The sequence below is a fragment of the Capnocytophaga canimorsus genome, from assembly GCF_002302565.1.
GTDB lineage: Bacteria > Bacteroidota > Bacteroidia > Flavobacteriales > Flavobacteriaceae > Capnocytophaga > Capnocytophaga canimorsus.
The window spans coordinates 1,832,830-1,856,987 of the sequence record NZ_CP022382.1 but is presented as its reverse complement, the minus strand read 5'-3'; the positions used below and the strand labels follow the sequence as shown (position 1 = coordinate 1,856,987).

The window sequence follows — 24,158 nt, the reverse complement described above, 5'->3', positions numbered from 1 at the left end:
TAGGGAGATTAGGAAGTAAGAATGATTAGATATATAGAATTTTCAGTTTTTTGGGTCGCTTTGGATATTATCTCTGGATTTCATTTTGAAAATCATCGAACCTATCATTTTTCCTATTTCAGAAATGAGTTCTTCTATATGACTGTCCGATGAAAAACCCAATCCTTTTGCTATATATATTTGAGTTTCCAATTCAAAAAGAGAGCCTTGTGCTATTCTTAAAAAGTTTAAGCAACTTCTCAAAGAGGCTCGTCCCCAACCTTCTGCTATATTGGATGGTATCGACACTGCACTTCGGCGAATTTGGCTCGTTAACCCAAATTTTTCCTCCTCAGGAAATAAGCGAGTTACTTCATATACTTTCTTGACTAAATCCATTGATTTTTGCCAAACGACTAATTCTTTATATGACGTAACTTTATTTAACATTGTTAAAAACCTACTTCCTTTAATTCTTCTAATCTTTCTATTTTTCTATTCCTTCTTTCTCCTATTTATAACTACGTTGTACTAATTTAATATCTTTAAACTCCAATTGTTCTTTATGTACGATTTCTTCACTCGGATTGTACGTACATTTGATTTCGTTTGGATTTCCTGTGTACTGCCAAGCAGCTACATATGCATAGTTTTCGTCATCACGAAGTGCTTCTCCATCAGGAGTTTGATACTCTTCACGGAAATGTCCTCCACACGATTCGTTTCTTTCCAAAGCATCTTTAGCAAACAACTCACCAAGCTCCAAGAAATCGGCTACACGTCCCGCTTTTTCAAGTTCTACGTTCATTTCGTACATTTCTCCTGGAACTTTTACATTTTTCCAGAAATCTTCACGAATTTCACGAATTTCCTGAATAGCCTCTTTCAATCCTTGTGCATTACGTGCCATTCCTACCTTATCCCACATTACTTTTCCGAGTTTTTTGTGGAAATAATCTACTGAATGTGTACCTTTATTGTTGATAAAGAATTTCAATCGCTCAGTTACTACTCTTTCGGCTTCTTCAAATTCAGGCAAATCAGTTGAAATTTTTCCTGTGCGAATATCCGCCGCCAAGTAATCTCCAATAGTATAAGGAAGAACAAAATATCCATCTGCCAGACCTTGCATCAAAGCGGAAGCCCCCAAGCGGTTTGCTCCGTGGTCAGAGAAGTTCGCCTCACCGATACAGTAACAACCTGGAATTGTAGTCATTAAGTTGTAATCTACCCAAATTCCGCCCATTGTGTAGTGCGTTGCAGGGTAAATCATCATTGGAGTTTTATACGGATTTTCATCAACGATTTTTTCGTACATTTGGAAAAGGTTTCCATATTTAGCCTCAACAATTTTCTCTCCTCGTTTGATGATTTCTTCTTTGGAAGGATTTTCAATTCCGTGGATTTTACATTGCTCTCTTCCATAACGCTCAATAGCGGAAGAGAAATCCAAGTACACAGCCTCGCCTGTTGCATTTACGCCATAACCAGCGTCACAACGCTCTTTGGCAGCACGTGAAGCAATATCACGCGGTGCTAAGTTTCCATAAGCAGGATAACGTCTTTCCAAGTAGTAATCGCGGTCTTCCTCAGCAATTTCAGTTGGTTTTTTACGTCCTTCACGAATAGCATACACATCGTCCATTTTCTTCGGAACCCAAATACGTCCGTCGTTACGAAGTGATTCAGACATCAATGTCAATTTTGATTGATAATCTCCTGAACGCGGAATACAAGTCGGGTGAATTTGCGTAAAACAAGGATTTGCGAAAAATGCTCCTCGCTTGTGTGTTTTCCAAGCTGCCGTTCCGTTACAGCCCATCGCATTGGTAGAAAGGAAATATACGTTTCCGTAACCTCCTGTTGCAATTACCACAGCGTGAGCCGAATGACGCTCTATTTTTCCTGTTATCAAATCACGAGCGATAATCCCACGAGCTTTTCCGTCAACAATAACGATATCCAACATTTCGTGACGATTGTACATATCAATCTTTCCACGGGCGATTTGTCGATTCATTGCTGAATAGCAACCCAACAACAATTGTTGCCCTGTTTGACCTTTTGCGTAGAATGTACGAGAAACTTGCGTACCTCCAAACGAGCGGTTGTCTAACAATCCGCCGTAATCACGAGCCAATGGAACTCCTTGAGCCACACATTGATCAATAATATTTGCAGAAACTTCCGCCAAACGATACACATTTGCCTCTCTGGCACGGAAATCACCTCCTTTTACTGTATCGTAGAAAAGTCGGTAGTCAGAATCTCCATCACCCATATAGTTTTTAGCGGCGTTGATACCTCCTTGTGCTGCAATGGAGTGAGCTCGACGTGGTGAATCTTGATAAGCAAAAGCCTTCACGTTATAACCTAATTCTGCCAAAGTTGCCGCAGCCGAACCTCCCGCAAGTCCTGTTCCCACTACGATAACATCAATGTTACGTTTGTTAGCAGGATTTACAAGATTGATATGATTTTTATGTTTTGTCCACTTCTCTGCAATAGGACCTTCTGGAATTTTAGAATCTAATTTCTTCATAGTTATTTCCCTAATAAATGATTAAAATAATGGAACAAAGCAACGAAAACGAATCCGCCACAAATCACAAATGAATAAATACACCCTACTGTACTGATGAATTTTTTGCGTTTGTCATCTTTCCAGCCCATTGATTGGAATGACGACTGAAAGCCGTGAATTAAGTGGAGGAAAAGGAATACGAAACCAGCACAATACGCAATTACTCGCCAAGTTTCTGACATTTTTTCAACCAAATCGGCATAATAGCGGTACTCTCCGTTAATCATTCCGCTCATATCTCCTTCTACATACTTCACGGTCATTTCGTGAACCCAGAAATCTACCAAGTGAATTCCTAAGAAGATGAGGATGAACATTCCACTGTAAATCATATTACGTGACATCCAAGTGGAATTTGCCGCTCCGTTGTAACGGGCATAAGCGTTAGCTCCACGGGCTTTGCGGTTTTGCATTTCCAAAACAAAACCCATCACGAAGTGGAAAATAACTCCCAACATCAGAATGGGTTGCATTAAGCCTTGAACCAGTGGATTTGTTCCCATAAAATGTGATAACTCGTTGAATAAATCAGCGCTGAAAACCGACGTAAAATTCACAGCCAAGTGTATCACCAAAAAGACAATCAGGAAAAGTGCCGATAACGCCATCGCCACCTTTCGAGCAATAGATGTTTTAAATAATCTTGCCATATATTCTATTTTAAAAATGTATTAAAAAAATCGTAACAAATTTACGAGGTTTCAGCGGTTAAAACAACCTTAACCGACCAAAATATCCTTATTTATAATTAGTATAAAAAAGAATGGTTTTATGACAATATTAAGAAAATCGAGTGTTTTTGTGTGATTATTTTAATAACCAATGTATAAAGAAACCAAACCTTAGCTCACTTAATCCACCTCATCAGAAATATATTTGGTTCAACTTGGTAGTTTATATGTTATTTAACTGATTCAAAGATACACAAAATTACTTTGAATGAAAATCCTTTCAACGTGACTACGTGTATGAATTATAGAAAAAATTTTCCTAATACCACTGAAGGTAATTTCTATTCGTTTACGCATCTGTGTTTTCTTTTCGCTATATCCTTATTATCAACACGTTTGTTATTATTTTTGCGTTGTGTTCTTAGGCTGAATGTGTCATAGGATAAAATTTGTCTTAATTTTCTGTTTTGATAAAATTGTGCGTATTTTGTATTAAAAAAACTGTTGAAAAATTTTATATCAATTCAATATTTTGAATCTTATTTGTTTATAATCAATTTTTTACATATAACAAAATAAAGTCATCAAATTCATAAATAACTGACAATCAAAATTATTCATAATAACACCAAAAATCAAACCTTTTTAAAGATTTCAGGCTTCTTGAAGATAAGTAATCTAGGAAAACGAAGAAGAGCTATAAAGCTGATTCCAAAACAAAAAAAGCTGTCTAAACTTAGACAGCTTTTCTTATCAGTGGTACCTCCAGGAATCGAACCAGGGACACAAGGATTTTCAGTCCTTTGCTCTACCAACTGAGCTAAGGTACCAATTGGGTTTCAAATTCGGTTGCAAATATATGTTGTATTTTTGATATACGCAAATAAAACGATTAAAAAATTTTTATGTACATTTGCATCTTGTTTGCAAAGCATTCTATTTGAAATAAATGTGCGCTAAAAAAAATAAACATACTTTAATTATTGACCAAGGCAATACGGCTATAAAAATAGCTGTTTTTAGTGCCGATATTCAAATTTTTTATCAAAAACTCCTTAACGAGTCTTTTGAAGACGTCGTATTGGAACTATTGAAACAATACAATATTGAATATTGTGTGATTGCTTCGGTGGTTGAAAATGCGCAAAAACGATTCGATTTTGTCTGTAAAAAAATCTCAAAAACCATTTTTGTTAGTAATCGTACCCCAATGCCTTTTAGGAACGATTATGCTACGCCACTTACTCTAGGGGTTGATCGTTTGGCGCTTGTTGCTGCCGCAGTTACACGTTACCCTAATACCAACGTATTGGTTATTGATGCAGGTACTTGTATTACTTTTGATTTGGTTACTGAACAAAAAGTGTATTTAGGAGGTGCTATTGCTCCTGGCATCGGTATGCGTCTTGAAGCATTACATCATTTTACATCAAAATTGCCTTTGATTGCAGAACAAGATTTTGACCCCACACATTTTGTGGGCAATACAACACAAGGTTGTATTTTATCGGGCGTTTATCATAATGTAATTTGTGAAATAGAAGGGGTAATTGCCCAATATAAGGCACAATTTAAAAATTTAACAGTTGTTTTGACGGGTGGAAACCATCTTTATTTGGCTAAAAACATAAAAAGCCGCATATTTGCCAATCCGTTTTTCTTGTTTGAAGGATTATATGCAATTTTGCAACATCAAAACAAGCTATAACACATTTTTTAACGTATGAATAAAAAGTCTTTTATCACTATTTTAATCCTGTTTGTGAGCTTAATGTCGTTTGGGCAAAGAACCACCAACTCGCCTTATTCGTACTACGGCATCGGTGAATTGAATTTTGCAGGGAATGCCGAAGAACGATTTATGGGGCGCTTGGGGGTACACGCCGATAGTATCCGACTCAATATGCAAAATCCGGCATCATTAGCAAAACTGCAATACACTGCTTTTACTGCTGGTTTTTCATTAAAAAGCAATCAAATCACCTCTAAATCAGGTACAGAAAAAACACAATCATCAGCAGTTGATTATGTAGCTTTAGGATTTCCAATCTATAAAAACTTGGGGCTTTCGTTTGGTTTATTACCCTATTCTTCCGTAGGATATAAATTTTCATCGCTCTCAACAGGGAACAGTCCTAAAAAGTACAATCGTTTTGAGGGGTCAGGAGGCGTAAATCAGCTATTTACTTCGCTGGGATATACTCTTTATAAAGGACTTAGTGTGGGAGCTTCAGCAAAAATTTTCTTTGGAAATACCCAAATGACAACCTACGAATTGAAAGAAAATGTAGAGCTTTTTACCTCTGAAAATAATCAATCTACTCTACGTGGTGCCGCTCTGAGTTTAGGACTTTATTATGAAAAACCAGTTACTAAACACTTAGAAGTCAACGCAAGTTTGGTTTACACACCTCAAACAAAACTCAATTCAAACAATACCCGAAGCATCATTACTGGGAATTTTGCATCGAACGGTTCGGTAGTTATTCGTGATAATATTAACATTGATTTGAATGCTTTAAACTTAAGCTCTACTAAAATTACGTTGCCTTCACAACTTGAATTGGGCTTAGGCTTGGGGCAGAAACGCAAGTGGTTTGCAGGTATGGAATACACCCACATTAGTTCAGAAAAATTTTCAAATCCACTTATCACCTCAAGTAAAGTAACCTATGAAAACGGATATCAAGTAGCCATTGGCGGATTTTTTATTCCACAATACAATTCGTTTTCAAGTTATTGGAAACGAGTAGTTTATCGTGCGGGTGTACATTACGAAAAAACAGGAATTTTGTTAAATAACGAATCCATTACTGATTTTGGCATATCTTTTGGAGCTAGCCTACCCGTAAAAGGATTTTCAAATGCTACCATAGGGTTTGAAACCGGAAAAAGAGGAACGCTCAGCCAAAATCTGGTCAAAGAAAATTATTTTAATTTACGCATCGGATTTACCTTAAATGACAAGTGGTTCCAAAAAACGAAGTATCAATAATAACCAAAAAACAAAGAAAATGAAAGGAAAAAATTTAATCGTAGCTTTGGCTGTTGGTCTTTTTGGTGTAGTAAGCACCAAAGCTCAAAACGTTGAATGTAATCAAAATCTATCTATATTCAGCGAATACGCCAAGGTGCAAAATTATGATGAGGCGTACGAGCCTTGGAAAGCCGTTTACAAAAATTGTCCGCAATTGCATTATGCTACTTTTGCTTATGGGGAGCGTATTCTCAAGCATAAAATTAGTAAGGCAACGGCTGCAGAAAAAGCAAAATACGTAAAAGATTTGGAGCAATTGTATGATGATTATAACAAGTATTTTCCTCAAAGGTTATCGGTAACCGAAATGCGTATCCGTAAAGCACTTCTGATGTTTGATGAAAAAGCAGGAACTTCTGAAGATATTTACGCTTTACTTGATCAGGCTTTTAAAGAAGATAAAGCCAATTTCAAAAATGAAAAAGCATTGTACTTGTATTTTTCCGAATTGGTAAACTTACACGGAAAAAATGTGAAATCATTACAAAATGTTTTCGATACATACGATGATGTTTCTGAAAAAATTCAAGACGAGAAAAACGATTTGTCTCTAACCATAAACCAGTATATTGATAAAGAGGATGCTGGAACTTTAAACGACAAAGAGAAGAAGGCTCTTGAAAATGCACGTAAACGTATGGATAATTACGAAAAAATTAGTGAAAGTGTTGATGGTAAATTAGGGCAACTTGCTGACTGTCCGAATCTTATTCCGCTTTACACAAAAGGATTTGACGAAAACAAATCTAACGAAGAATGGCTTAGAAGAGCGGCGGGTAAGATGACTGATAAAGACTGTACTAGCGACCCATTATACGTAAAAATCGTAACAGCGCTTCATAACTTATCGCCTTCAGCTTCTTCGGCTTACTATTTAGGAGTTTTGACCGACAAAGGTGGAAATCCTTCAAAAGCGATACAGTACTATAACGAAGCTGTTTCTTTGGAAACGGATAACTTTAAAAAAGCTAAAATCTTAACCAAAATCGCTCAAAAAAGTAGCAAAGCTACTGCAGTGAGTTATGCTCAGAAAGCGTTGAATTACAACCCATCAAACTCTGATGCGTACCGAATTATAGCACAAGCCTACGCTAATAGTGCTAACGAATGCGGAAGTACTCCTTTTGAAAAAAGAGCTATTTATTGGTTAGCTGCCAACGTTGCAAGAAAAGGTGGTTTAGGAAGTTTGGCTACTTATTACGAAGGATTAGCGCCTTCAAAAGTAGACATTTTTGAGTCAGGAATGGCAGGTAAAACCATTACTTTCAAATGTTGGGTAGGGCAATCAGTAAAAGTTCCTTCATTGTAAGCAAATGGCAGACAAAAAATCAGCATATATTTTAAAAGGCATTGCCGTACTTTTGGGTATGGCAATGCTTTTTTCGTGTACTAACGATTTTAAAAACATTCAAAAACAAAGCATTACCCATAAATTTCCGCAGGGGCAAACCTATGATTTTCGTTTGGTTTATACCGATTCGGCAAGAATGGTGGCGGTTTTGACCAGTGCGCTAAACGATGATTTTTCTAATCAAAAATTTCCGTATTACGAATTCCCTAAGGGTGTTAAAGTTGATTTTTTTGATGAAAACGACAAAAAAAACACTATTGAGGCTAATTATGGTATCGTTTACACCAAATCACAAATGGTAGAATTGCGTGATAGTGTAGTGCTTACCACTTCCGATGGTAAAAAATTAAAAACATCACAACTTTTTTGGGATCAAAAGCTGGATTGGATATTTACAGAAAAAAGTTTTACCTTTACCGACTCGGTAAAAGGTACCTTAACCCGAGGTGTTGGTATGGATTTCGACAAGAAATTTAGCACCGTTCGGGCACATCGCACCACTGGAGTTTTGGCAATCCCAGAGCAGGAAAACAATGCTAATGAACCACAAACAACACAATAAAACATAAGTAATAATGAAAACATTAAAATTTTTTGAATACGCCTATCTTGGGGTATTTGTACTCTCTGTTATTGAGGTGGTTCGCTATTGGAATCACCCTGATAAGCAACGTTTCTATATTTTTTTAATTTTTGCTGTGGTATCATTAGGAATGTTCTTCTTCCGAAGGTATTACCGCAAACGCTTTGAAAAACGCAATCCGAATAAATAACAGAACCTATGGTTTCTTTTATAATTATTTTTGTTTCCTTGTTGCTTTCTGCCTTTTTTTCTGGTTTTGAAATTGCTTATATTTCATCGAACAAGGTACACGTTGAAATTGAAAAGAAACAAAGTGGAGTTTTAGCACGAGTACTTCGTAAAATCACCAAAAAACCCTCAAAGCTCATTGCTACAATGTTGGTGGGCAACAACATATCTTTAGTAGTATATGGTTTTGAAATGGGGCGTGTGATGACGCAATTCCTTCCTGATTTTTATCAAAACGTTTTTTGGCACACGCTTATCTCTACGCTTATCATTTTGGCTACAGCCGAATTTTTACCGAAAGTTATTTTTCAGATTTATGCCAATCAATTATTAAAAGCATTGGCCATTCCGGCCTATGTATTTTATCTTATTTTTTCGCCTATTTCCAACTTTGTAATTTGGATTTCTGATTTTGTTTTGAAAGTGTTTTTCAAAACAAAAGGCGACCACGTTCCCCTGTCGTTTACCAAATTGGAATTGGTGGATTATATCTCCGAGCAGATGGAACACGTACAACAAAAAGAGGAAGTAGATGCCGAAGTGCAAATCTTCCAAAATGCGTTAAGTTTTTCAGAAGTTAAAGCCCGTGATGTAATGATTCCGAGAACGGAAATCGTTGCCGTAGATATCAACATCAAAAACGAAGAGTTGATTAAAACCTTTGTGTCTTCTGGATACTCTAAAATATTGATTTACAAAGATAATATCGACGAAATTGTGGGTTATGTACATTCTTTTGATATGTTCAAAAAGCCCAAAGATTTGCAGAGTGTACTCATTCCTGTAATTTTCATTCCTGGAACGGTACTTATTAACGAGGTAATGCGTATTTTAACGCATAAACGCAAAAGTATGGCTGTAGTGTTAGATGAATATGGAGGTACAGCAGGTATTTTAACTTTGGAAGATATTGTTGAGGAGCTTTTTGGAGATATTGAAGACGAGCACGATGTGGTTTCACTTTTGGAAGAGCAAATTTCAGTCAATGAATATTTGTTTTCTGCTCGATTGGAAGTTGACTATCTCAATGAAACTTACAAACTTGACTTGCCCGAAAGCGAGGATTATGAAACCTTAGGCGGACTCATTGTAAGTTGTTATGAAGATATTCCTCAGAAAGGCGAACGTGTAAGTCTTCCCCCTTTTGAATTTTTAATTGAAGAAAGCTCTGAGGCTAAAATACAAACTGTTCGGCTATTTGTGACTAGGTCAAACACATGAAAAGTTTTGGATAATATTTTTTAAGCAATCTGTATTGTAGGCAGCTTTGAGTCTTCGTTTCTTTAAGCTTAATTTATCTTTTTGATTTTTAATCATTTGTAAAGCTAATTTCCGCAGAGCAGACAGGTTTTCAGCTGAAAACCTGTCTGCTCTGGCTCGGCACTAATCCTCCCGAAATGTTACATCCAAATGCCATGCAATTTATTCTCAATTCCCCAATGCCCACGAACTAATTCATTGAAATAATCTGCAGATAAGCCCTCTTCACTGCTGATATAATATCTCGTTTCTCTCTGCTGACAACCCATCGCATCAATGCTAACTACCGCATTTTCAATATCTAAACTATTGATGATTTCAGGAATAGCCGTTATTTCATTGGATTTATCTGCTACTTTTTTATGTCTGATACAAAGTTCGTTTTCGCTCACCCAAGCATTCACAATGTAAAGCCCTGTATTTCCACGACCTCTAGGATTTACACCTTTAATTTTCTTTCCATCGATACAAATTTGTTTTTCGCCAAGCGTGTCCAAAATGGCTTTACCACAATCCATTAAGCATTTGTTTAAAACATAGTATCCAGTGAACTAAAAACTCGATTAAAGGTATCGTGTGAGGGTACTCCGTTGGGAAGCTTACAATATTCACGCACAAAATCAGAGTGATTTTCAGCAAATAATACCATATCTTCGTAGTCTTCGCCGTTGCTCAAATAGGTGAAAAGCCCAATGAGAAGTATGTCAGAAAGAAGATGATTGTATTTGTTCACCATACGAAAATCCTCAATGTCAGAAAAATAACTCACTAAATCCATAAAAACAAAAATATTAAATTTCGTGCGTTTGATCTAAACTTCTTTTTAAATAAAGATATAATTCATTGAATTTTTGTAATTTCGCAACCTTACAGAATCTTTTAAAGGGATTAAAGAAGTATTAAATAACTGATTTTATTTCAATTTTCACGTTACTTATGAAATTCACAGAGCACAAAAACTTAGATTTATCAGTCATTGCCAAAGAGATACTTACATATTGGCAAGAAAATAATATTTTTGAAAAAAGTATTGAAACGCGTGAGGGCAAAGAGCCGTTTGTATTTTTTGAAGGTCCGCCTTCGGCAAATGGGCTTCCGGGCATTCATCACGTGATGGCACGTACGATTAAGGATATTTTCTGCCGTTATAAAACTCAAAAAGGATTTCAAGTAAAACGAAAAGCAGGTTGGGACACGCACGGACTTCCTGTGGAGCTTGGCGTGGAAAAAGAATTGGGCATCACCAAAGAAGACATCGGAAAGAAAATTTCCGTGGAAGATTACAATAAGGCTTGTAAAGAAGCCGTAATGCGTTACACTAACATTTGGAACGACCTTACCGAAAAAATGGGTTATTGGGTAGATATGGAAAATCCGTATATTACCTACAAATCCAAATATATGGAGTCGGTTTGGTGGCTTCTGAAACAGATTTACAACAAAGGATTGCTGTACAAAGGCTACACGATTCAGCCGTATTCGCCAAAGGCAGGAACAGGACTTTCTTCTCACGAACTCAACCAACCAGGTACGTATCGTGACGTTTCGGATACTACGATTGTGGCTCAATTCCGTGTAAAAAATTTCTCATATCAACTAATAAATCAATTCAAAGATTTAGGTGAGAATGTATTCATATTGGCTTGGACAACAACCCCTTGGACGCTTCCGTCAAACACGGCTTTGGCAGTGGGTAAAAATATTGATTATGTGCTGGTTAAAACTTTTAATCAATACACTTACGAGCCGATTTATGTAATTTTGGCAAAAGATTTAGTGTCAAAACTATTTGGAAGTAAATTTGCCGAAGGTGAAAATTCTGAAATATTTGACCGAATCGAGCAAAAATACAACGAAATTCCTAATAGAGACGATGCTTTGGATATTATCAATGTCGCAATTGTGCAAACCAGCGAGATGAAACACGCCAAAATTCCGTATCAAATCCTTGCCGAATTCAAAGGTTCAGATTTAGAATGGACTACTTATGAGCAACTCATTCCGTGGTTTAGTCCTGCGGAAAATGCCGACCAAGCCTTCCGAGTAATTACGGGAGATTTCGTAACTACGGAAGACGGAACAGGAATTGTACACATCGCTCCGACTTTTGGTGCTGATGACGCTCGCGTTGCCAAAGAAAACGGGATTCCGCCAATGCTCATCAAAGATGAAAACGATAATCTTGTTCCGCTTGTGGATTTGCAGGGCAGATTTGTAAAAGGCGAAAATGTTCCTGAATTATTTAGCGGAAAATACATTAAAAACGAATATTACGACCAAGATGCACCAGAAAAATCGTGGGACGTAGAGTTAGCAATTCTCTTAAAAACTGAAAATAAAGCTTTTAAGGTAGAAAAGTACGTCCACTCGTATCCGCACTGTTGGCGAACTGACAAACCCGTTTTGTACTATCCGCTCGATTCTTGGTTCATCAAAATTACGGACGTGAAAGACCGCCTTTTCGACCTAAATAAAGAAATCAATTGGAAACCCAAAGCCACAGGTGAAGGGCGTTTTGGAAATTGGTTACAAAACGCCAACGATTGGAATTTGTCGCGTTCGCGTTATTGGGGAATTCCGCTTCCGATTTGGCGAACTGAAGACAAAAAAGAAGAAATTATTATTGGTTCTGTGGAAGAGTTAAAGGCTGAAATTCAGAAGTCTATCGCTGCAGGATTGATGAAAGAAGATATTTTTGCTGATTTTCAGCTAGGAAATATGTCTGACGAGAATTACGAAAAAATCGACCTACATAAAAACGTAGTAGATAAAATCATTTTGGTTTCAGCATCGGGCAAACCGATGAAACGCGAAAGTGATTTGATTGACGTTTGGTTTGATTCGGGAGCGATGCCTTACGCACAATGGCACTATCCGTTCGAAAACAAAGAAATGGTTGAAAATACTTGGAAAACAGCCGATTTCATCGCCGAAGGAGTTGACCAAACACGTGGTTGGTTTTACACGCTTCACGCGATTGCAGGATTGGTTTTTGATGGAATTTCATACAAAAATGTAGTTTCCAACGGATTAGTTTTGGATAAAAACGGACAAAAAATGTCCAAACGTTTGGGCAATGCCATCGACCCGTTCACCACTTTGGAAGAATACGGAGCCGATGCCACACGTTGGTATATGATTTCCAATGCCAATCCGTGGGATAACTTAAAGTTTGATTTAGAGGGCGTTGCCGAGGTGCGTCGTAAGTTTTTCGGAACGCTTTACAACACCTATTCATTCTTTGCTTTATATGCTAATATTGACGGATTTACATACAAAGAAGAGGAAATTCCGTTAGAAAAACGCCCTGAAATCGACCGCTGGATTTTGTCGGAACTTCATACCCTTATCCAAAAGGTTGATGAGGCTTTTGCCGACTATGAGCCTACTCGTGCCACGCGTTTAATTTCGGATTTTGTACAAGAGAATTTAAGTAACTGGTATGTGCGTTTGTGCCGCAGACGTTTCTGGAAAGGTGAATATGAGGAAGATAAGATTTCGGCTTATCAGACTTTGTACACTTGTCTTCTGAATGTGGCAAAACTAATGGCTCCGGTAGCTCCGTTTTACGCAGAGGTATTGTACAGAGATTTGGTGTCAGGAACCCAAAAAGAAACGGCAGAAAGTGTACATTTGACTATTTTCCCAACGACAGATAAATCGTTTATTGACAAGTCATTGGAGAGTAAAATGGAGAAAGCTCAAAATATTTCATCTTTGGTGCTTTCACTTCGTAAAAAAGAGATGATAAAGGTGCGTCAGCCGTTGCAAAAAATTATGATTCCTGTATCAAACGAAGCTGAAAAAAGGGAAATTGAAGCCGTTGCCGATTTGATAAAATCAGAGGTAAACGTTAAAGAAATTGAACTTTTGGAAGATGCTTCGGGTATTTTAGTGAAGCAAATCAAACCGAATTTCAAGACTTTGGGACCTCGTTTCGGGAAAGATATGAAATTGGTAGTTGCTCAAATACAGAATTTTACGCAAGAAGATATTCACAATATCGAAAAAAATCGTGAAATTATTATAAAATTAGAAGAAAAAGATGTAACTTTAAGCATTGAAGATGTAGAAATCACCACGCAAGACATCGAGGGATGGCTTGTGGCAAGTTCAGGGAATTTGTTGGTAGCCTTGGATATTCATATCACTGACGAGTTGAGAAAAGAAGGAATCGCTCGTGAGCTGGTAAATCGTATTCAAAATATCCGAAAAGATAGCGGTTTTGATGTTACGGATAAAATCAATATCTGTATTCAAAAACAAAAAGCCGTTGAAGAGGCTGTTTCGGACAATTTGGAGTACATCAAAAGCGAAACCCTTACTAGTGAACTTACGTTTGCTGAAAATGTTTCAGGCGAACCCATCGAATTTGATGATATTGTAACGAAAATTTCCGTGGAGAAAGTGTGATAATCAGATTAGGGGAAATTGTATTTTTAGATGTAAACGGAAAAATTGTCAAAGTATTAAAAGAGTGATGTCTTGTAATTTCCCCTAATTGAAGTTTTATTTTATCAGTAAAAATAGATTATATGATGAAAAACAGAAATTTAAGCATTTTTGTAGGATCTATTCTTTTTGTGGTATCTGTACTTGTGGGGCTTTTTGTAGGAAGCCAAATTTGGGAGTAATACCATACAAAATTACACCACTTGTAGTAGGACGCAATTTAGGAAAATAAGAGAAACAACACGGTTATTATGAAAAATCATCTGAAATTTGCGATGACTTTGTTGGTCGGTTAGTTAGTTCTTCCAGTATTGCGAAATAATTACACGCTGACCAATTTTGCCTTAGGTTGGCTTCCTTTTCTGTGGATACTTTACAAAAATGAGACGTTTGTTCATCTTATTGACAAAGGCAACGGAAAGCCTACGATAAAAGAAGAACCTTTTGTAGTGTATTTTTTAGTGGGAATACTTATATTTTTCATCGTTTCTGCGTTTTTTCCGATAGTTTTAGATATTTTTCCTCCGCAGTGGCGATATATCCTTGGGCTGTTGCCTATTATAGGTATTTTCGTGTTGGGGATTTATCATTCGGTAAAGAAAAAATATTATTTGGCACTATCCACGTTCATTATTTTTCTATTGATTTTAAGTTTGCATATAGGTTACTTCCATCGATAGTAGCCAACACTTGTAAGCGTTCAAATTCATCAATAAATACAACAGTTTTTTAAAAAGGATAAGCAATAAAATATTAAAATTAACTTAAAAATATTGCTTTTTCAAAAAGAAAATTCTACCTTTGAGAGGTAAAAGAAGGTTTTACAGCAGTAAACATCTTTTTTGAAGCAGTAAGATTGTTTTTTACTGATAGGTTGTTGAAAGGAATAGATGTAAGATTTAATTTTACTGATTACTAATTTAATTTTACTGCAGTAAAACTAAATTTTTCATCAATAAAAAATAGTTTTATTGAAAAAATAAAATTTGTATTGAAATAAAGTATAAAAAGTGTTCTTTGCTTAGGTTATTAAGCTTACGAAAAATGAGTATATGGGGAAGTACTTAGTAGTCACAAGACTTCTGTTTTGCTCAACCTGACAAAAATACGTTCTTTTTAATATATTATACTTTTAAAATCAGCTCTTAAATAGATTATTAACATTTAAAACAACATTACTATGCCAGCACTAACGTATTCCAAACAGATTATCAGTGTTAAACTGATGGTTGATGGGCTTCGTAATCATTTGGGCGAAGTTACCAAGATTGATAAGGATTTCATTGATAAATTGGAAGCTCTTCGCACGGAGGTAGAAACCCTTAACAGTGAGCAAGAAAAGTTAAAAGCCGACTTAAAAGCCAAAACTAAGGCGTTGGACGATAAAATGAAAGCACTTACCGAAAGTCATTCGTTTGCTCGAACTCGTGTTAAGGTGGATATCCCGCGTGAGAATTGGAAAGAGTTTGGTATTTCGGCAAGTCGCTGAATATCCGTTAGGAGATAGTTATTTTGAGGTCAAAAAAAGAATTATGAAAATAGTAAAACTGATTGTAATCGCTTGTTTTTTGGGGATAACATCTGGTTATGCACAAACATTTGTTTCAGAAAGCGAAATTAAGGCACAGAAATTCGGTACGGAAACCCTTTATAAGTCCTACAGAACCGATGAACCTCTTGAGGGTGATTATAAAGTGGCTCTGGGGGCAGGGAGTTACTATGAGGTGCGTTTCAATAAAGGTCGGATGCACGGAAAATACAAGCGTTTTTCACCCCAAGGCGATTTGCTCGAAGAGCGTACCTATGTTAATGGAGAACTTGATGGGAAAAAAACGTTATATTTCGAGTTTGCAAAGAACACGGTTCATAAAGTGAGCTACTACAAGAAAGGAAAACCCGATGGTAAGTGGCAAGAATATGACACCAGAGGAACTTTAATTCAGGAAGATAATTTTTCTGATGGGCAACTTCACGGACAACACAAAAAATTTGATTCGCAAGGAGATTTGCGTCTTTTGGAAAGCTACAAAAATGGCGCTCCTCACGGAAAATGGTGGGGCAAGGTACGTTCAAATCGAGGGGATTACGAATATACCAATTTCTATAAAGAAGGTGAACCCACTGGAAAATGGACAGAAGTAAATGAAAATGGAACGCTCAAAAAAGAAGTAGAATATAGCAATAAAGATACTTACGTTAAGCGGGAGTATTATAGAAACGGCAAGTTACATAGAGAAGTACGTGTCAAAAACGGAAAATACAACGGAATAAGTAAGGAATTTAGTGATACGGGGGTAATTTCGGAGGAAAACGATTATAAAGATGACGAAATAATTTCCAAAAAAACGTATCACGACAATGGTCGCCCTAACCAAACGTGGCATTTGGTTAAGGACCAGCTTCACGGAAAGTATTTGTCGTTCAATTCCGATGGAGAAAAGCAGGTAGAAGGTAATTACACGTACGGACTTCGTGATGGCGTTTGGAAATATTACCATCAGGATAAAGACAATCTTTTACAACGAGAAGTTACCTACGTTGGCGGTAATAAAGAAGGCGTTTTTAAGTCGTATTACCGTAGTGGGAAAGTTGCCTCAGAGGGGTTTTACAAGAATGACCAAATGGACGGTCTGTGGAAGTATTACACCGAAGGAGGAAAGCTCAAAAAAGAGGAGGTTTACGATCAGCGAAACCTTGTAAAATCAACAGAGTATTAAACGAATAGTAAAAAGACAACAAATTCAATAATTTTTTAAATTATGGAGGCAGAAAATATCAGAGTTCGATATTCCGACAAAGAACTTGAGGAATTTAGAGTGCTTATTGAAGAAAAAATTCAAAAAGCTCAGGCAGATTTAGAGCTTTTGAAAAGCTCATATATGAATACGGGAACTAATGGCACAGACGATACCTCTCCTACCTTTAAAGCTTTTGAAGAGGGCTCGAAAACAATGAGCAAGGAATCGAATACAGCATTGGCAATCCGTCAGGAAAAATTCATTCGTGACTTGAAAAATGCTTTAATTCGTATCGAAAACAAAACCTATGGCGTATGCCGAGTTACTGGTAAGCTCATTGATAAAAGGAGACTGATGTTGGTGCCACACGCTACGCTAAGTATCGAAGCCAAAAATATGCAGCGGTAGCATTTGCATTTAAAAAATACGTATTTAAAAAATCAGTAAACGATTTTCCTCAGAGAATCGTATATTGATTTTTTGCTTTATTATCATTTGAAAATGAAAGCCAGTGAATTTTTGAAAGAAAACGGTTTTTCTCAAGATACTATTGAAAAAATCCTGCAATGTGGAAAAGTAATCTTGCTAAAAAAAGGCGAATTTTTCTTACGTGAAAACCAAGTTAGCCATAATATAGGATTTGTTTTGAATGGTTTGCTCTACAGCTATTATACTGATCGAGAAGCAGTCAAACGCATTTATCGGTTTTATTACCAACCAAGATACCATTTGATGCTTGATTACGAAAGCTTTCTGGAAAACACCCCTTCTTCCTTAAATATAGAAGTGTTGGAAGATGCTGAAGTTTTTTTATTGGAACGTGCCGTTTTTGATGAAATATGCCTTGAAGTTCCAGAGTTTGCCAGACTTTATCAGCAAGAAATTTCTCAAATGTTGGTTCGCACTTTAAGAATTATTCGTGTTTTTCAATCGGGAAGTACTCACGAAAGATTGCGGTTGCTTAAACAAACCTGTCCGGAGCTTTTTCTGAAAGTTCCGTATTCGTATTTAGCTTCTTATTTAGGGATTCATCGTAATACATTTACCGAACTCTTAAAGAAAGTATAAAGGTTTTTTAAAGAAATACATTTGCACAGTTTTGTGCATCGAAGTTGTGCTAAAAATGACTTACTTTGCAGTTAATTTTAATTCTGATTTGATATTAAGGATATGAAACGATTCTTTTTCATAAGTTTATCCCTTATTGCTGTTGGTGTTCAAGCTCAAAGTCTTTCTTTTTCAGAAGCTTTGGACAATATGTACAACGGCAATCAAAAGCGTAAGGGAATGGAAAAACAAAGCCAAGCCGCTGATTTTGGTGCAAAAGCTTTTCAAGGGCTGTATTTTCCGCAGATTAGTCTCAATGCAAGTTACGTTCATATGAGTGACCATTTGTATTTGGACTTTAATGAATACCGCAACCGTTTTGGGACACATTTCCAGCAAAGTCCACTTTTAAAACTGCCTGGTTTCAAAGAATTTCTGATGCCTTATTTTCAACAAGATTGGAAATATCAGTTTCAAAATCAGAATATTGGTAAATTTTCGTTGGATGTTAAATGGCCTATTTTTACTGGAGGAAAAATACGCGCTGCAGTTGCTGCGGGTAAAATTCAATCCGAAATTGCTCGAATAGAATCTCAAAAAACTGAAAGTAAACTTATTTCGGAATTGGCGGAACGTTATTTCCAAACGCAATTAGCTAATGCTGCCTTTCAGGTACGAAAACAAGCGTTGCAAACCGCTGAAAATCATTTGTACAACGCTCAAAAACTTGAAGCAAATGGTATGTTAGCCCCTGTTGAAGCAATGCAAGCACAAACTGCCGTTGCCGATGCTCAACGCGAAGTGATGGCAGCGGAAAAAGACATACAATTAGCAAAGACGGCTTTGTATGGCGTTATGGGAAATACAGAAGATGATTTTACCGAGCTTTCCACACCGCTCTTTGAGGTAACTCCGCTTGAATCTTTGGTGTATTATCAGAAGGCAGCTAAGGAGAATTTTCCTGAAATTGTACAAGCAAAGCTCAAAAAGGCGTTGGCACAACAAAACTTGAAAGTACAAAAGTCCAACTATCTACCCGATGTGGCTTTAATGGGGAAAAAATATTTGTGGAAAGAAAATTTACCCATAACTGAACCCGATAATTGGGTAGTAGGGGTTGGTCTGCAATGGGATATTTTTAAAGGATTACAAAATAAGCATCATACCCAACAGGCGAAAGCTTTGAGCGAAAGTGTCGATTTACTTACCGCTCAAGCCGAGAAAGATATTCAAACTTTGGTCAAAAAGTACTACACCGAAATTGAAAAACAACGCGAACAATTACAAAGTTTGGAGAAAAGCCTTGAGTTTGCTCAAGAGTTAATACGGGTTAGAAACAAAGCCTTTACCGAAGGATTTGGCACTTCTACCGATGTAGCTGATGCTAATTTATATCGGGCGGCGATTCAAATAAAACGCTATCAGGCTCTGTTTGAAATGGATAAAACTTTGGCACAATTATTAGAAATTTGTGGACTGAGCCATAAGTTTGTGCAATATATTCCTTAAAAGCACACTCAATGTTACAATAAAAACGATAATGCAACAAAAAATCTATAAAAAATGAGACAAAATATATTAAGTATTGTTATTGCCTTCTTGGTTTTTGGAACTGTAATTGGTTTATCTATTTGGTTTTTTGCAAGTTCCGAGCCTGATTATTTACAAGGACAAGTGGAAGCTCGGCAAATTAACGTTGCACCAAAAGTTCCTGGTAGGGTAAAAACTATTTACAAAAAGGAAGGGGAATATGTAAAGGCAGGAGAATTGCTATTGGAGTTGGAAAGCACTGAATTAGATGCCAAATTGGCTCAGGCACAAGCTGCAAAATCAGCGGCTTTAGCACAATCCAATAAAGCACAAAGAGGAGCGCGTTCCGAACAAATTCAAGGAGCGTATAACCTTTGGCAACAAGCTAAAGTTGCGGCCGAATTGGCAGAAAAAACCTATCAAAGAGTTAGTAATTTGTACCAAGACAAAGTGCTTCCAGCGCAGAAAAAAGATGAGGCTTATACTCAAATGATTGCTTTGCAAAAACAAGAACAAGCCGCACTATCGCAATATGAAATGGCTAAAAATGGAGCTCGTAGTGAAGATAAAGAAGCTGCTTCGGCATTGGTGGCTCAAGCTCAAGGGGTAATTACCGAAGTGGAAGCCTATAAAGAAGGTGCTAAGGTTTTTGCTCCTGCTGATGCTGAAATACAAAGCATTATTCCTAATGAAGGAGAGATTGTTAATGCTGGATATCCGGTAATGAACCTCATTGATACTAATGACCAATGGGTGGTTTTCAATATCCGTGAAGACAAGATGAAGCAGTACAAAATAGGCAACAAATTCAAAGGAATTGTTCCTGCTTTAGGCAATCAGCAAATCGAAATGGAGGTAAAACATATTGCTGTACAGGCTGATTTTGCCACGTGGACTGCCACCAAAGCAAAGGGCGATTTTGACCGAAAAACGTTTGCTATTAAAGCATATCCTACAGCAAAAATAGCTGATTTACGTCCTGGAATGAGTGTTTTAATAGTGGAATAATCCTTTTTTAAAACGTTGAAGAACTATTTTTCAAGTGGTTTTTTGAATTTAGGTCATCTAATGAAGAGTTTGGCAAAATGATTTTGCTTAAAAATGATTAAGGTATTAGTTTTATAAAAAACCAGAAGTGATTCAAAAAGTATGATACAGAAAGATAAGTGATTTTTGTCAGGCTCAGCGAAGTCGAAGCCTCATAAATTAAGGCTTCGACTTCGCTGAGCCTGACACGGACGATAATCATCATACTTTTTATAACACAATCAAAAAATGAAATCGAATTTTCTATCTGTTTTCAAATACGAACTCAAAGGCTTATTGCTGTCGCCTAAACGCTTATTTTATGTTTTGGTGTTTCCGTTGATGCTTTTTGGTTTTTTGAGTGCTTTGTTTCATCAGGGGGTGCCACGTGATTTGCCTATGGCTTTGCTTGATGAAGATCAAAGTCAGCTTTCGGCACAACTTATTCGTGCTTTGGATGCTACTCCTTCTATGAAAATGTCTGTTAATGTGACTGATGAGCATCAAGCCCAAAAACTAATACAACAACAGAAAGTATATGGTTTTGTGCGTATTCCGAAAGAATTTCAGAGCAAAATTTTGCAAGGAAAGGGGCAAGAAGTCATTTGTTATACTAATAATCAGTTTATATTGACAGCTGGACTTATACAGAAAGATTTTCAAGTAGTTATAGGAATGTTTTCGGCAGGAATTTCGGTAAAACAAAAAACACAGAAAGGTGTACAGGTGCAAAAAGCACTTTCAGAGGCGCAACCTGTGCGCGTGGACGAACACGCTTTGTTTAATCCGTTTTCAAACAATGCTTTCTATCTGCTTACGGCTCTTTTTCCGATGATGTTGCAAATGATTGTTATTATGATTACAATGTACGTTTTAGGAGTAGATTTCAAATACAATCAAGGAAAAAGATGGTTACACCGTGCTGGAGGAAACCATAAGGTAGCGTTACTGGGAAAAGTACTTCCTTACACTTTGGTATTGTTTTTCGTGGCTTGGTGTATGAATTTTTTACTTTTTAAATGGATAGGCACTCCGTTACAGGTAAGTATGTTGAGTGTTATGATAATCAGTTTTTTACTAGTACTGGTTTATCAAGTAATCGGTTTTTTACTCATCAGTTTCATTCCTGATTTTCGTGGAGCCTTAACTATTGGTAGCGGATTTACAGCTATTGCTTTTTCATTTGCTGCTTATACTTTCCCTATTGAAGGATTGCCCACCAGTATGCAACTTTTAGCGGATATTTTTCCGTTCACACACTTTACCGAATATTTTGTTAACCGAGCAGTTAAAGGAATTCCTTTTATATTCACTTGGAAACCTTTATTAGTACTGACAGGATATTTATTATTGCTTGTAATGGCATATCCACGATTTGTAAAACGCATTGAAAAGGGAGGTTATGAGAAGAATTAAAAGTAGAATTTATATTGATTCGCAAGCATATATGAAATCGTTGCTTTGGGAATGGAAATATATTTTTAGAGATAAAGCGGTACTGTTTTCATTTTTAGGAGTTTCACTTATTGTTCCTTTTTTATACACCTTTGTGTATTCGCACGAAACTTTGGAAAAATTGCCTATCGGAGTGGTAGATAATGACAATTCGGGAAATAGTAGGCAGTTACTGCGAATGATGGACGGTAGTAGCCAAGTAACTATATTTCAATCTTATCCTGATTTAATAGAGGCTCGTCAATCTTTTGACAGACAAGAAATTCGAGGAGTTGTGGTCATTCCTGATAATTTCTCTCAATTATTGCAAAGAGGGGAGCAACCTTTTATATCTGTTTATGCAGATGCTTCTTATTTACTGTATTACAAACAAATACTTACTGCGGTAAAAACCTCAGCAGCTTATTTGAATGCAGGCATACAGATTAAAAAAGAATCGGCACAAGGTAAGTTGCCCACACAAGCGCGTAATGATAGTGTTGCTGTTTCTGCAAAAACAGTAAGTTTGTATAATCCTTCTTCGGGTTATGCTACTTTTTTAATTCCTGTGGTTTTAGTTATTATTTTTCAGACTTGTATTTTAACCTCAATAGGAATTTTGGGTGGAACAATGCGTGAAGGGAAAAAACTGCGTAAGCTATATCCACATTCTGATAATTTTTTAGGAACTTTACCTATAGTGATGGGAAAAGCAACCACATATTTGGTTTTGGGTTTAGCCATTTTATTAGTGATGCTTGGCGTGGTAATGCCAGTATTTAATATTCCGATGCGTAATAATTTACTTACGGTAGTGGTATTTATGATTCCATTTTTACTTTCGCTAGTGTATTTGGGTATATTTTTGCTTAATTTTTTCAAGCACCGCGAAGATGCTATTATGCTGATTATGTACACTTCCATTCCGGCTTTACTCATCACTGGAATATCTTGGCCTACCACTTCTATACCCAATTGGATACAGGTAATAAGCTATTTAGTACCCTCAACAATAGGGGCAAAAGGCTTTGTGTCGCTTACTCAAATGGGAGCATCAGCTCAAACCATTCAATTTTATTGGGTAGGAATGTGGCTGGTTTGTTTATTCTATTTGTTACTAGCGGTACTCTCAATGAAACGAATGTATCTGCGCGAAAAATAAAGAAACGTTTTGTGTTTAATCCAACTCTTCATTGAGTCGTGTAAATACTTTCCGTGCGTTTTTATTCAGATATAAAATCTCATAAACGGCATCTAAAATAGGGGTTCTACTTTTTCGTGCGTGATTTTGGTTGATTTTGTATGCACTTTTAACCGCATAGTACCCCTCGGCAACCATATTCATTTCCATAAAGGCGCTTTTTACCGTATAACCCTTACCAATCATATTACCAAACATTCGGTTTCTGCTGAATGTGGAATACCCCGTAACTAACAAATCGCCCAAATAGGCCGAATTATTGATGTTACGTTTGATTTTATGAATACGTTTAATGTAACGGCGCATTTCACGAATGGCATTACTCATTAGTACACTTTGGTAGTTATCGCCATAACCCAATCCGTGTGCGATTCCTGCGGCTATGGCATAGATATTTTTGAGCATTGCTCCGTATTCTGTACCGATAACATCATCAGAGATTTTAGTTTTTATAAAATTTGTAGTAAGTGCTTGGGCAAAAATTTTTGCTTTTTCGGGGTCAGCACAAGCAATGGTCAAGTACGAAAGCCGTTCTAAGGCAACTTCTTCGGCGTGGCAGGGACCTGCAATTACGCCAATATTTTCAAAAGGCACTTGGTGTTTTTTGTGAAAATGTTCTCCTACGATAAGTTCTGTCTGTGGAACAATACCTTTAATTGCCGAAAATATGACCTTATTGTGTAAAGGAAGGTTGAGTTTTTCTAGTTCAGAAAATAAAAAAGCAGAAGGAATAACAAATACCAAATAATCACCATAGGCAACTGCTTCGTTAATATCGGTGGTTAGACGTATTTTTTTTACATCAAACTCAACTCCGCTGAGGTAATTGGGATTATGCTTGTACTCTTTAAGATGCTGTACAGCTGCTTCATTACGCATATACCAACAAATTTCGGTATGGTTTTCCGATAGCACCTTTGCCAGAGCCGTTGCCCAACTTCCGCCTCCGATGACTGAAAATTTTATCTTTTTTTCCATTATTACCTAATTTGACCCACGAAGATAAGAAACAACCACAATAAACAAAAACGATTTGG

At 36.7% G+C, this 24,158-nt stretch carries 20 protein-coding genes, 1 tRNA gene and 1 pseudogene; 16 read left to right on the top strand and 6 right to left on the bottom strand.

The window, feature by feature from the left end:
• Positions 1 to 42 precede the first annotated feature (42 nt).
• The 4 genes from CGC47_RS08210 to CGC47_RS08195 form a co-directional block, all read right to left on the bottom strand.
• Positions 43 to 429, bottom strand: coding sequence for a four helix bundle protein (locus CGC47_RS08210; protein WP_041999079.1), 387 nt, complete (start codon positions 427 to 429; stop codon positions 43 to 45).
• A gap of 61 nt (positions 430 to 490) precedes the next feature.
• Positions 491 to 2,521 carry a fumarate reductase/succinate dehydrogenase flavoprotein subunit gene (locus tag CGC47_RS08205; RefSeq protein ID WP_041999076.1) on the bottom strand — a complete coding sequence of 677 codons (2,031 nt, stop codon included), beginning with the start codon at positions 2,519 to 2,521 and terminating at the stop codon, positions 491 to 493.
• A 2-nt stretch (positions 2,522 to 2,523) separates the two neighbouring features.
• Positions 2,524 to 3,213 carry a succinate dehydrogenase cytochrome b subunit gene (locus CGC47_RS08200; protein WP_013996369.1) on the bottom strand — a complete coding sequence of 230 codons (690 nt, stop codon included), beginning with the start codon at positions 3,211 to 3,213 and terminating at the stop codon, positions 2,524 to 2,526.
• A 778-nt stretch (positions 3,214 to 3,991) separates the two neighbouring features.
• Positions 3,992 to 4,064, bottom strand: a tRNA-Phe gene (locus CGC47_RS08195).
• Positions 4,065 to 4,183: 119 nt separating this feature from the next.
• Between CGC47_RS08195 and CGC47_RS08190 the strand changes: the two genes are divergently transcribed.
• Genes CGC47_RS08190 through CGC47_RS08165 form a run of 6 tightly spaced genes read left to right on the top strand, consistent with a single transcriptional unit; the run spans position 4,184 to position 9,654 of the window.
• A complete protein-coding gene (locus CGC47_RS08190; RefSeq protein ID WP_041999072.1) occupies positions 4,184 to 4,942 on the top strand; it encodes a type III pantothenate kinase in 759 nt (252 codons plus the stop codon).
• Between the two features lie 15 nt (positions 4,943 to 4,957).
• Positions 4,958 to 6,229: a membrane protein gene (locus CGC47_RS08185; protein ID WP_041999069.1), complete on the top strand. Its 1,272-nt coding sequence runs from the start codon at positions 4,958 to 4,960 to the stop codon at positions 6,227 to 6,229.
• 19 nt (positions 6,230 to 6,248) lie between these two features.
• Entirely contained in the window at positions 6,249 to 7,580 is a 1,332-nt protein-coding gene (locus tag CGC47_RS08180) for a hypothetical protein (protein WP_232779654.1), read from the top strand.
• Between the two features lie 4 nt (positions 7,581 to 7,584).
• A complete protein-coding gene (lptC, locus tag CGC47_RS08175) occupies positions 7,585 to 8,184 on the top strand; it encodes an LPS export ABC transporter periplasmic protein LptC (protein WP_041999066.1) in 600 nt (199 codons plus the stop codon).
• Between the two features lie 13 nt (positions 8,185 to 8,197).
• The gene (locus CGC47_RS08170; RefSeq protein ID WP_082025277.1) at positions 8,198 to 8,395 is read left to right on the top strand and encodes an NfeD family protein; all 198 of its coding nucleotides are present in this window, start codon (positions 8,198 to 8,200) and stop codon (positions 8,393 to 8,395) included.
• 8 nt (positions 8,396 to 8,403) lie between these two features.
• Positions 8,404 to 9,654 carry a hemolysin family protein gene (locus CGC47_RS08165; RefSeq protein ID WP_172458715.1) on the top strand — a complete coding sequence of 417 codons (1,251 nt, stop codon included), beginning with the start codon at positions 8,404 to 8,406 and terminating at the stop codon, positions 9,652 to 9,654.
• Here the strand turns inward: CGC47_RS08165 and CGC47_RS10995 are convergent.
• Positions 9,643 to 10,471 (bottom strand): annotated as a pseudogene (locus tag CGC47_RS10995) (ISAs1 family transposase). The gene CGC47_RS08165 and the pseudogene CGC47_RS10995 sit on opposite strands and share 12 nt — an antisense overlap.
• Positions 10,472 to 10,629: 158 nt before the next feature.
• On the opposite strand from CGC47_RS10995, the gene ileS reads away from it, so the two are divergent.
• From ileS to CGC47_RS08110, 10 genes are all read left to right on the top strand, one after another.
• Positions 10,630 to 14,106 carry an isoleucine--tRNA ligase gene (gene ileS / locus CGC47_RS08155; RefSeq protein WP_042000086.1) on the top strand — a complete coding sequence of 1,159 codons (3,477 nt, stop codon included), beginning with the start codon at positions 10,630 to 10,632 and terminating at the stop codon, positions 14,104 to 14,106.
• A 350-nt stretch (positions 14,107 to 14,456) separates the two neighbouring features.
• Positions 14,457 to 14,825 carry a hypothetical protein gene (locus CGC47_RS08150; protein ID WP_042000084.1) on the top strand — a complete coding sequence of 123 codons (369 nt, stop codon included), beginning with the start codon at positions 14,457 to 14,459 and terminating at the stop codon, positions 14,823 to 14,825.
• 500 nt (positions 14,826 to 15,325) lie between these two features.
• The gene (locus CGC47_RS08145; protein WP_013996356.1) at positions 15,326 to 15,634 is read left to right on the top strand and encodes a hypothetical protein; all 309 of its coding nucleotides are present in this window, start codon (positions 15,326 to 15,328) and stop codon (positions 15,632 to 15,634) included.
• A gap of 43 nt (positions 15,635 to 15,677) precedes the next feature.
• Positions 15,678 to 16,862, top strand: coding sequence for a toxin-antitoxin system YwqK family antitoxin (locus tag CGC47_RS08140; protein ID WP_095900221.1), 1,185 nt, complete (start codon positions 15,678 to 15,680; stop codon positions 16,860 to 16,862).
• Between the two features lie 42 nt (positions 16,863 to 16,904).
• Complete coding sequence (locus tag CGC47_RS08135; protein ID WP_013996354.1) at positions 16,905 to 17,291, top strand: TraR/DksA family transcriptional regulator; 387 nt, start codon at positions 16,905 to 16,907, stop codon at positions 17,289 to 17,291.
• A gap of 93 nt (positions 17,292 to 17,384) precedes the next feature.
• Complete coding sequence (locus CGC47_RS08130) at positions 17,385 to 17,951, top strand: Crp/Fnr family transcriptional regulator (protein ID WP_013996353.1); 567 nt, start codon at positions 17,385 to 17,387, stop codon at positions 17,949 to 17,951.
• A gap of 102 nt (positions 17,952 to 18,053) precedes the next feature.
• Positions 18,054 to 19,439 (top strand): TolC family protein, encoded by a 1,386-nt coding sequence (locus CGC47_RS08125; RefSeq protein WP_042000075.1) that lies wholly within the window; start codon positions 18,054 to 18,056, stop codon positions 19,437 to 19,439.
• Between the two features lie 54 nt (positions 19,440 to 19,493).
• Positions 19,494 to 20,468, top strand: a complete 975-nt coding sequence (locus CGC47_RS08120; protein ID WP_042000072.1) for an HlyD family secretion protein — start codon at positions 19,494 to 19,496, stop codon at positions 20,466 to 20,468.
• Between the two features lie 267 nt (positions 20,469 to 20,735).
• Positions 20,736 to 21,902 carry an ABC transporter permease gene (locus tag CGC47_RS08115; RefSeq protein WP_095900220.1) on the top strand — a complete coding sequence of 389 codons (1,167 nt, stop codon included), beginning with the start codon at positions 20,736 to 20,738 and terminating at the stop codon, positions 21,900 to 21,902.
• On the top strand, positions 21,889 to 23,082 hold the full coding sequence (locus CGC47_RS08110; RefSeq protein WP_041987991.1) for an ABC transporter permease: 1,194 nt from the start codon (positions 21,889 to 21,891) through the stop codon (positions 23,080 to 23,082). Before CGC47_RS08115 ends, CGC47_RS08110 begins: the two co-directional genes overlap by 14 nt.
• A gap of 15 nt (positions 23,083 to 23,097) precedes the next feature.
• Here CGC47_RS08110 and CGC47_RS08105 read toward each other — a convergent pair whose 3' ends face one another.
• Positions 23,098 to 24,099, bottom strand: a complete 1,002-nt coding sequence (locus tag CGC47_RS08105; RefSeq protein ID WP_042000069.1) for an NAD(P)H-dependent glycerol-3-phosphate dehydrogenase — start codon at positions 24,097 to 24,099, stop codon at positions 23,098 to 23,100.
• Between the last annotated feature and the right edge of the window lie 59 nt (positions 24,100 to 24,158).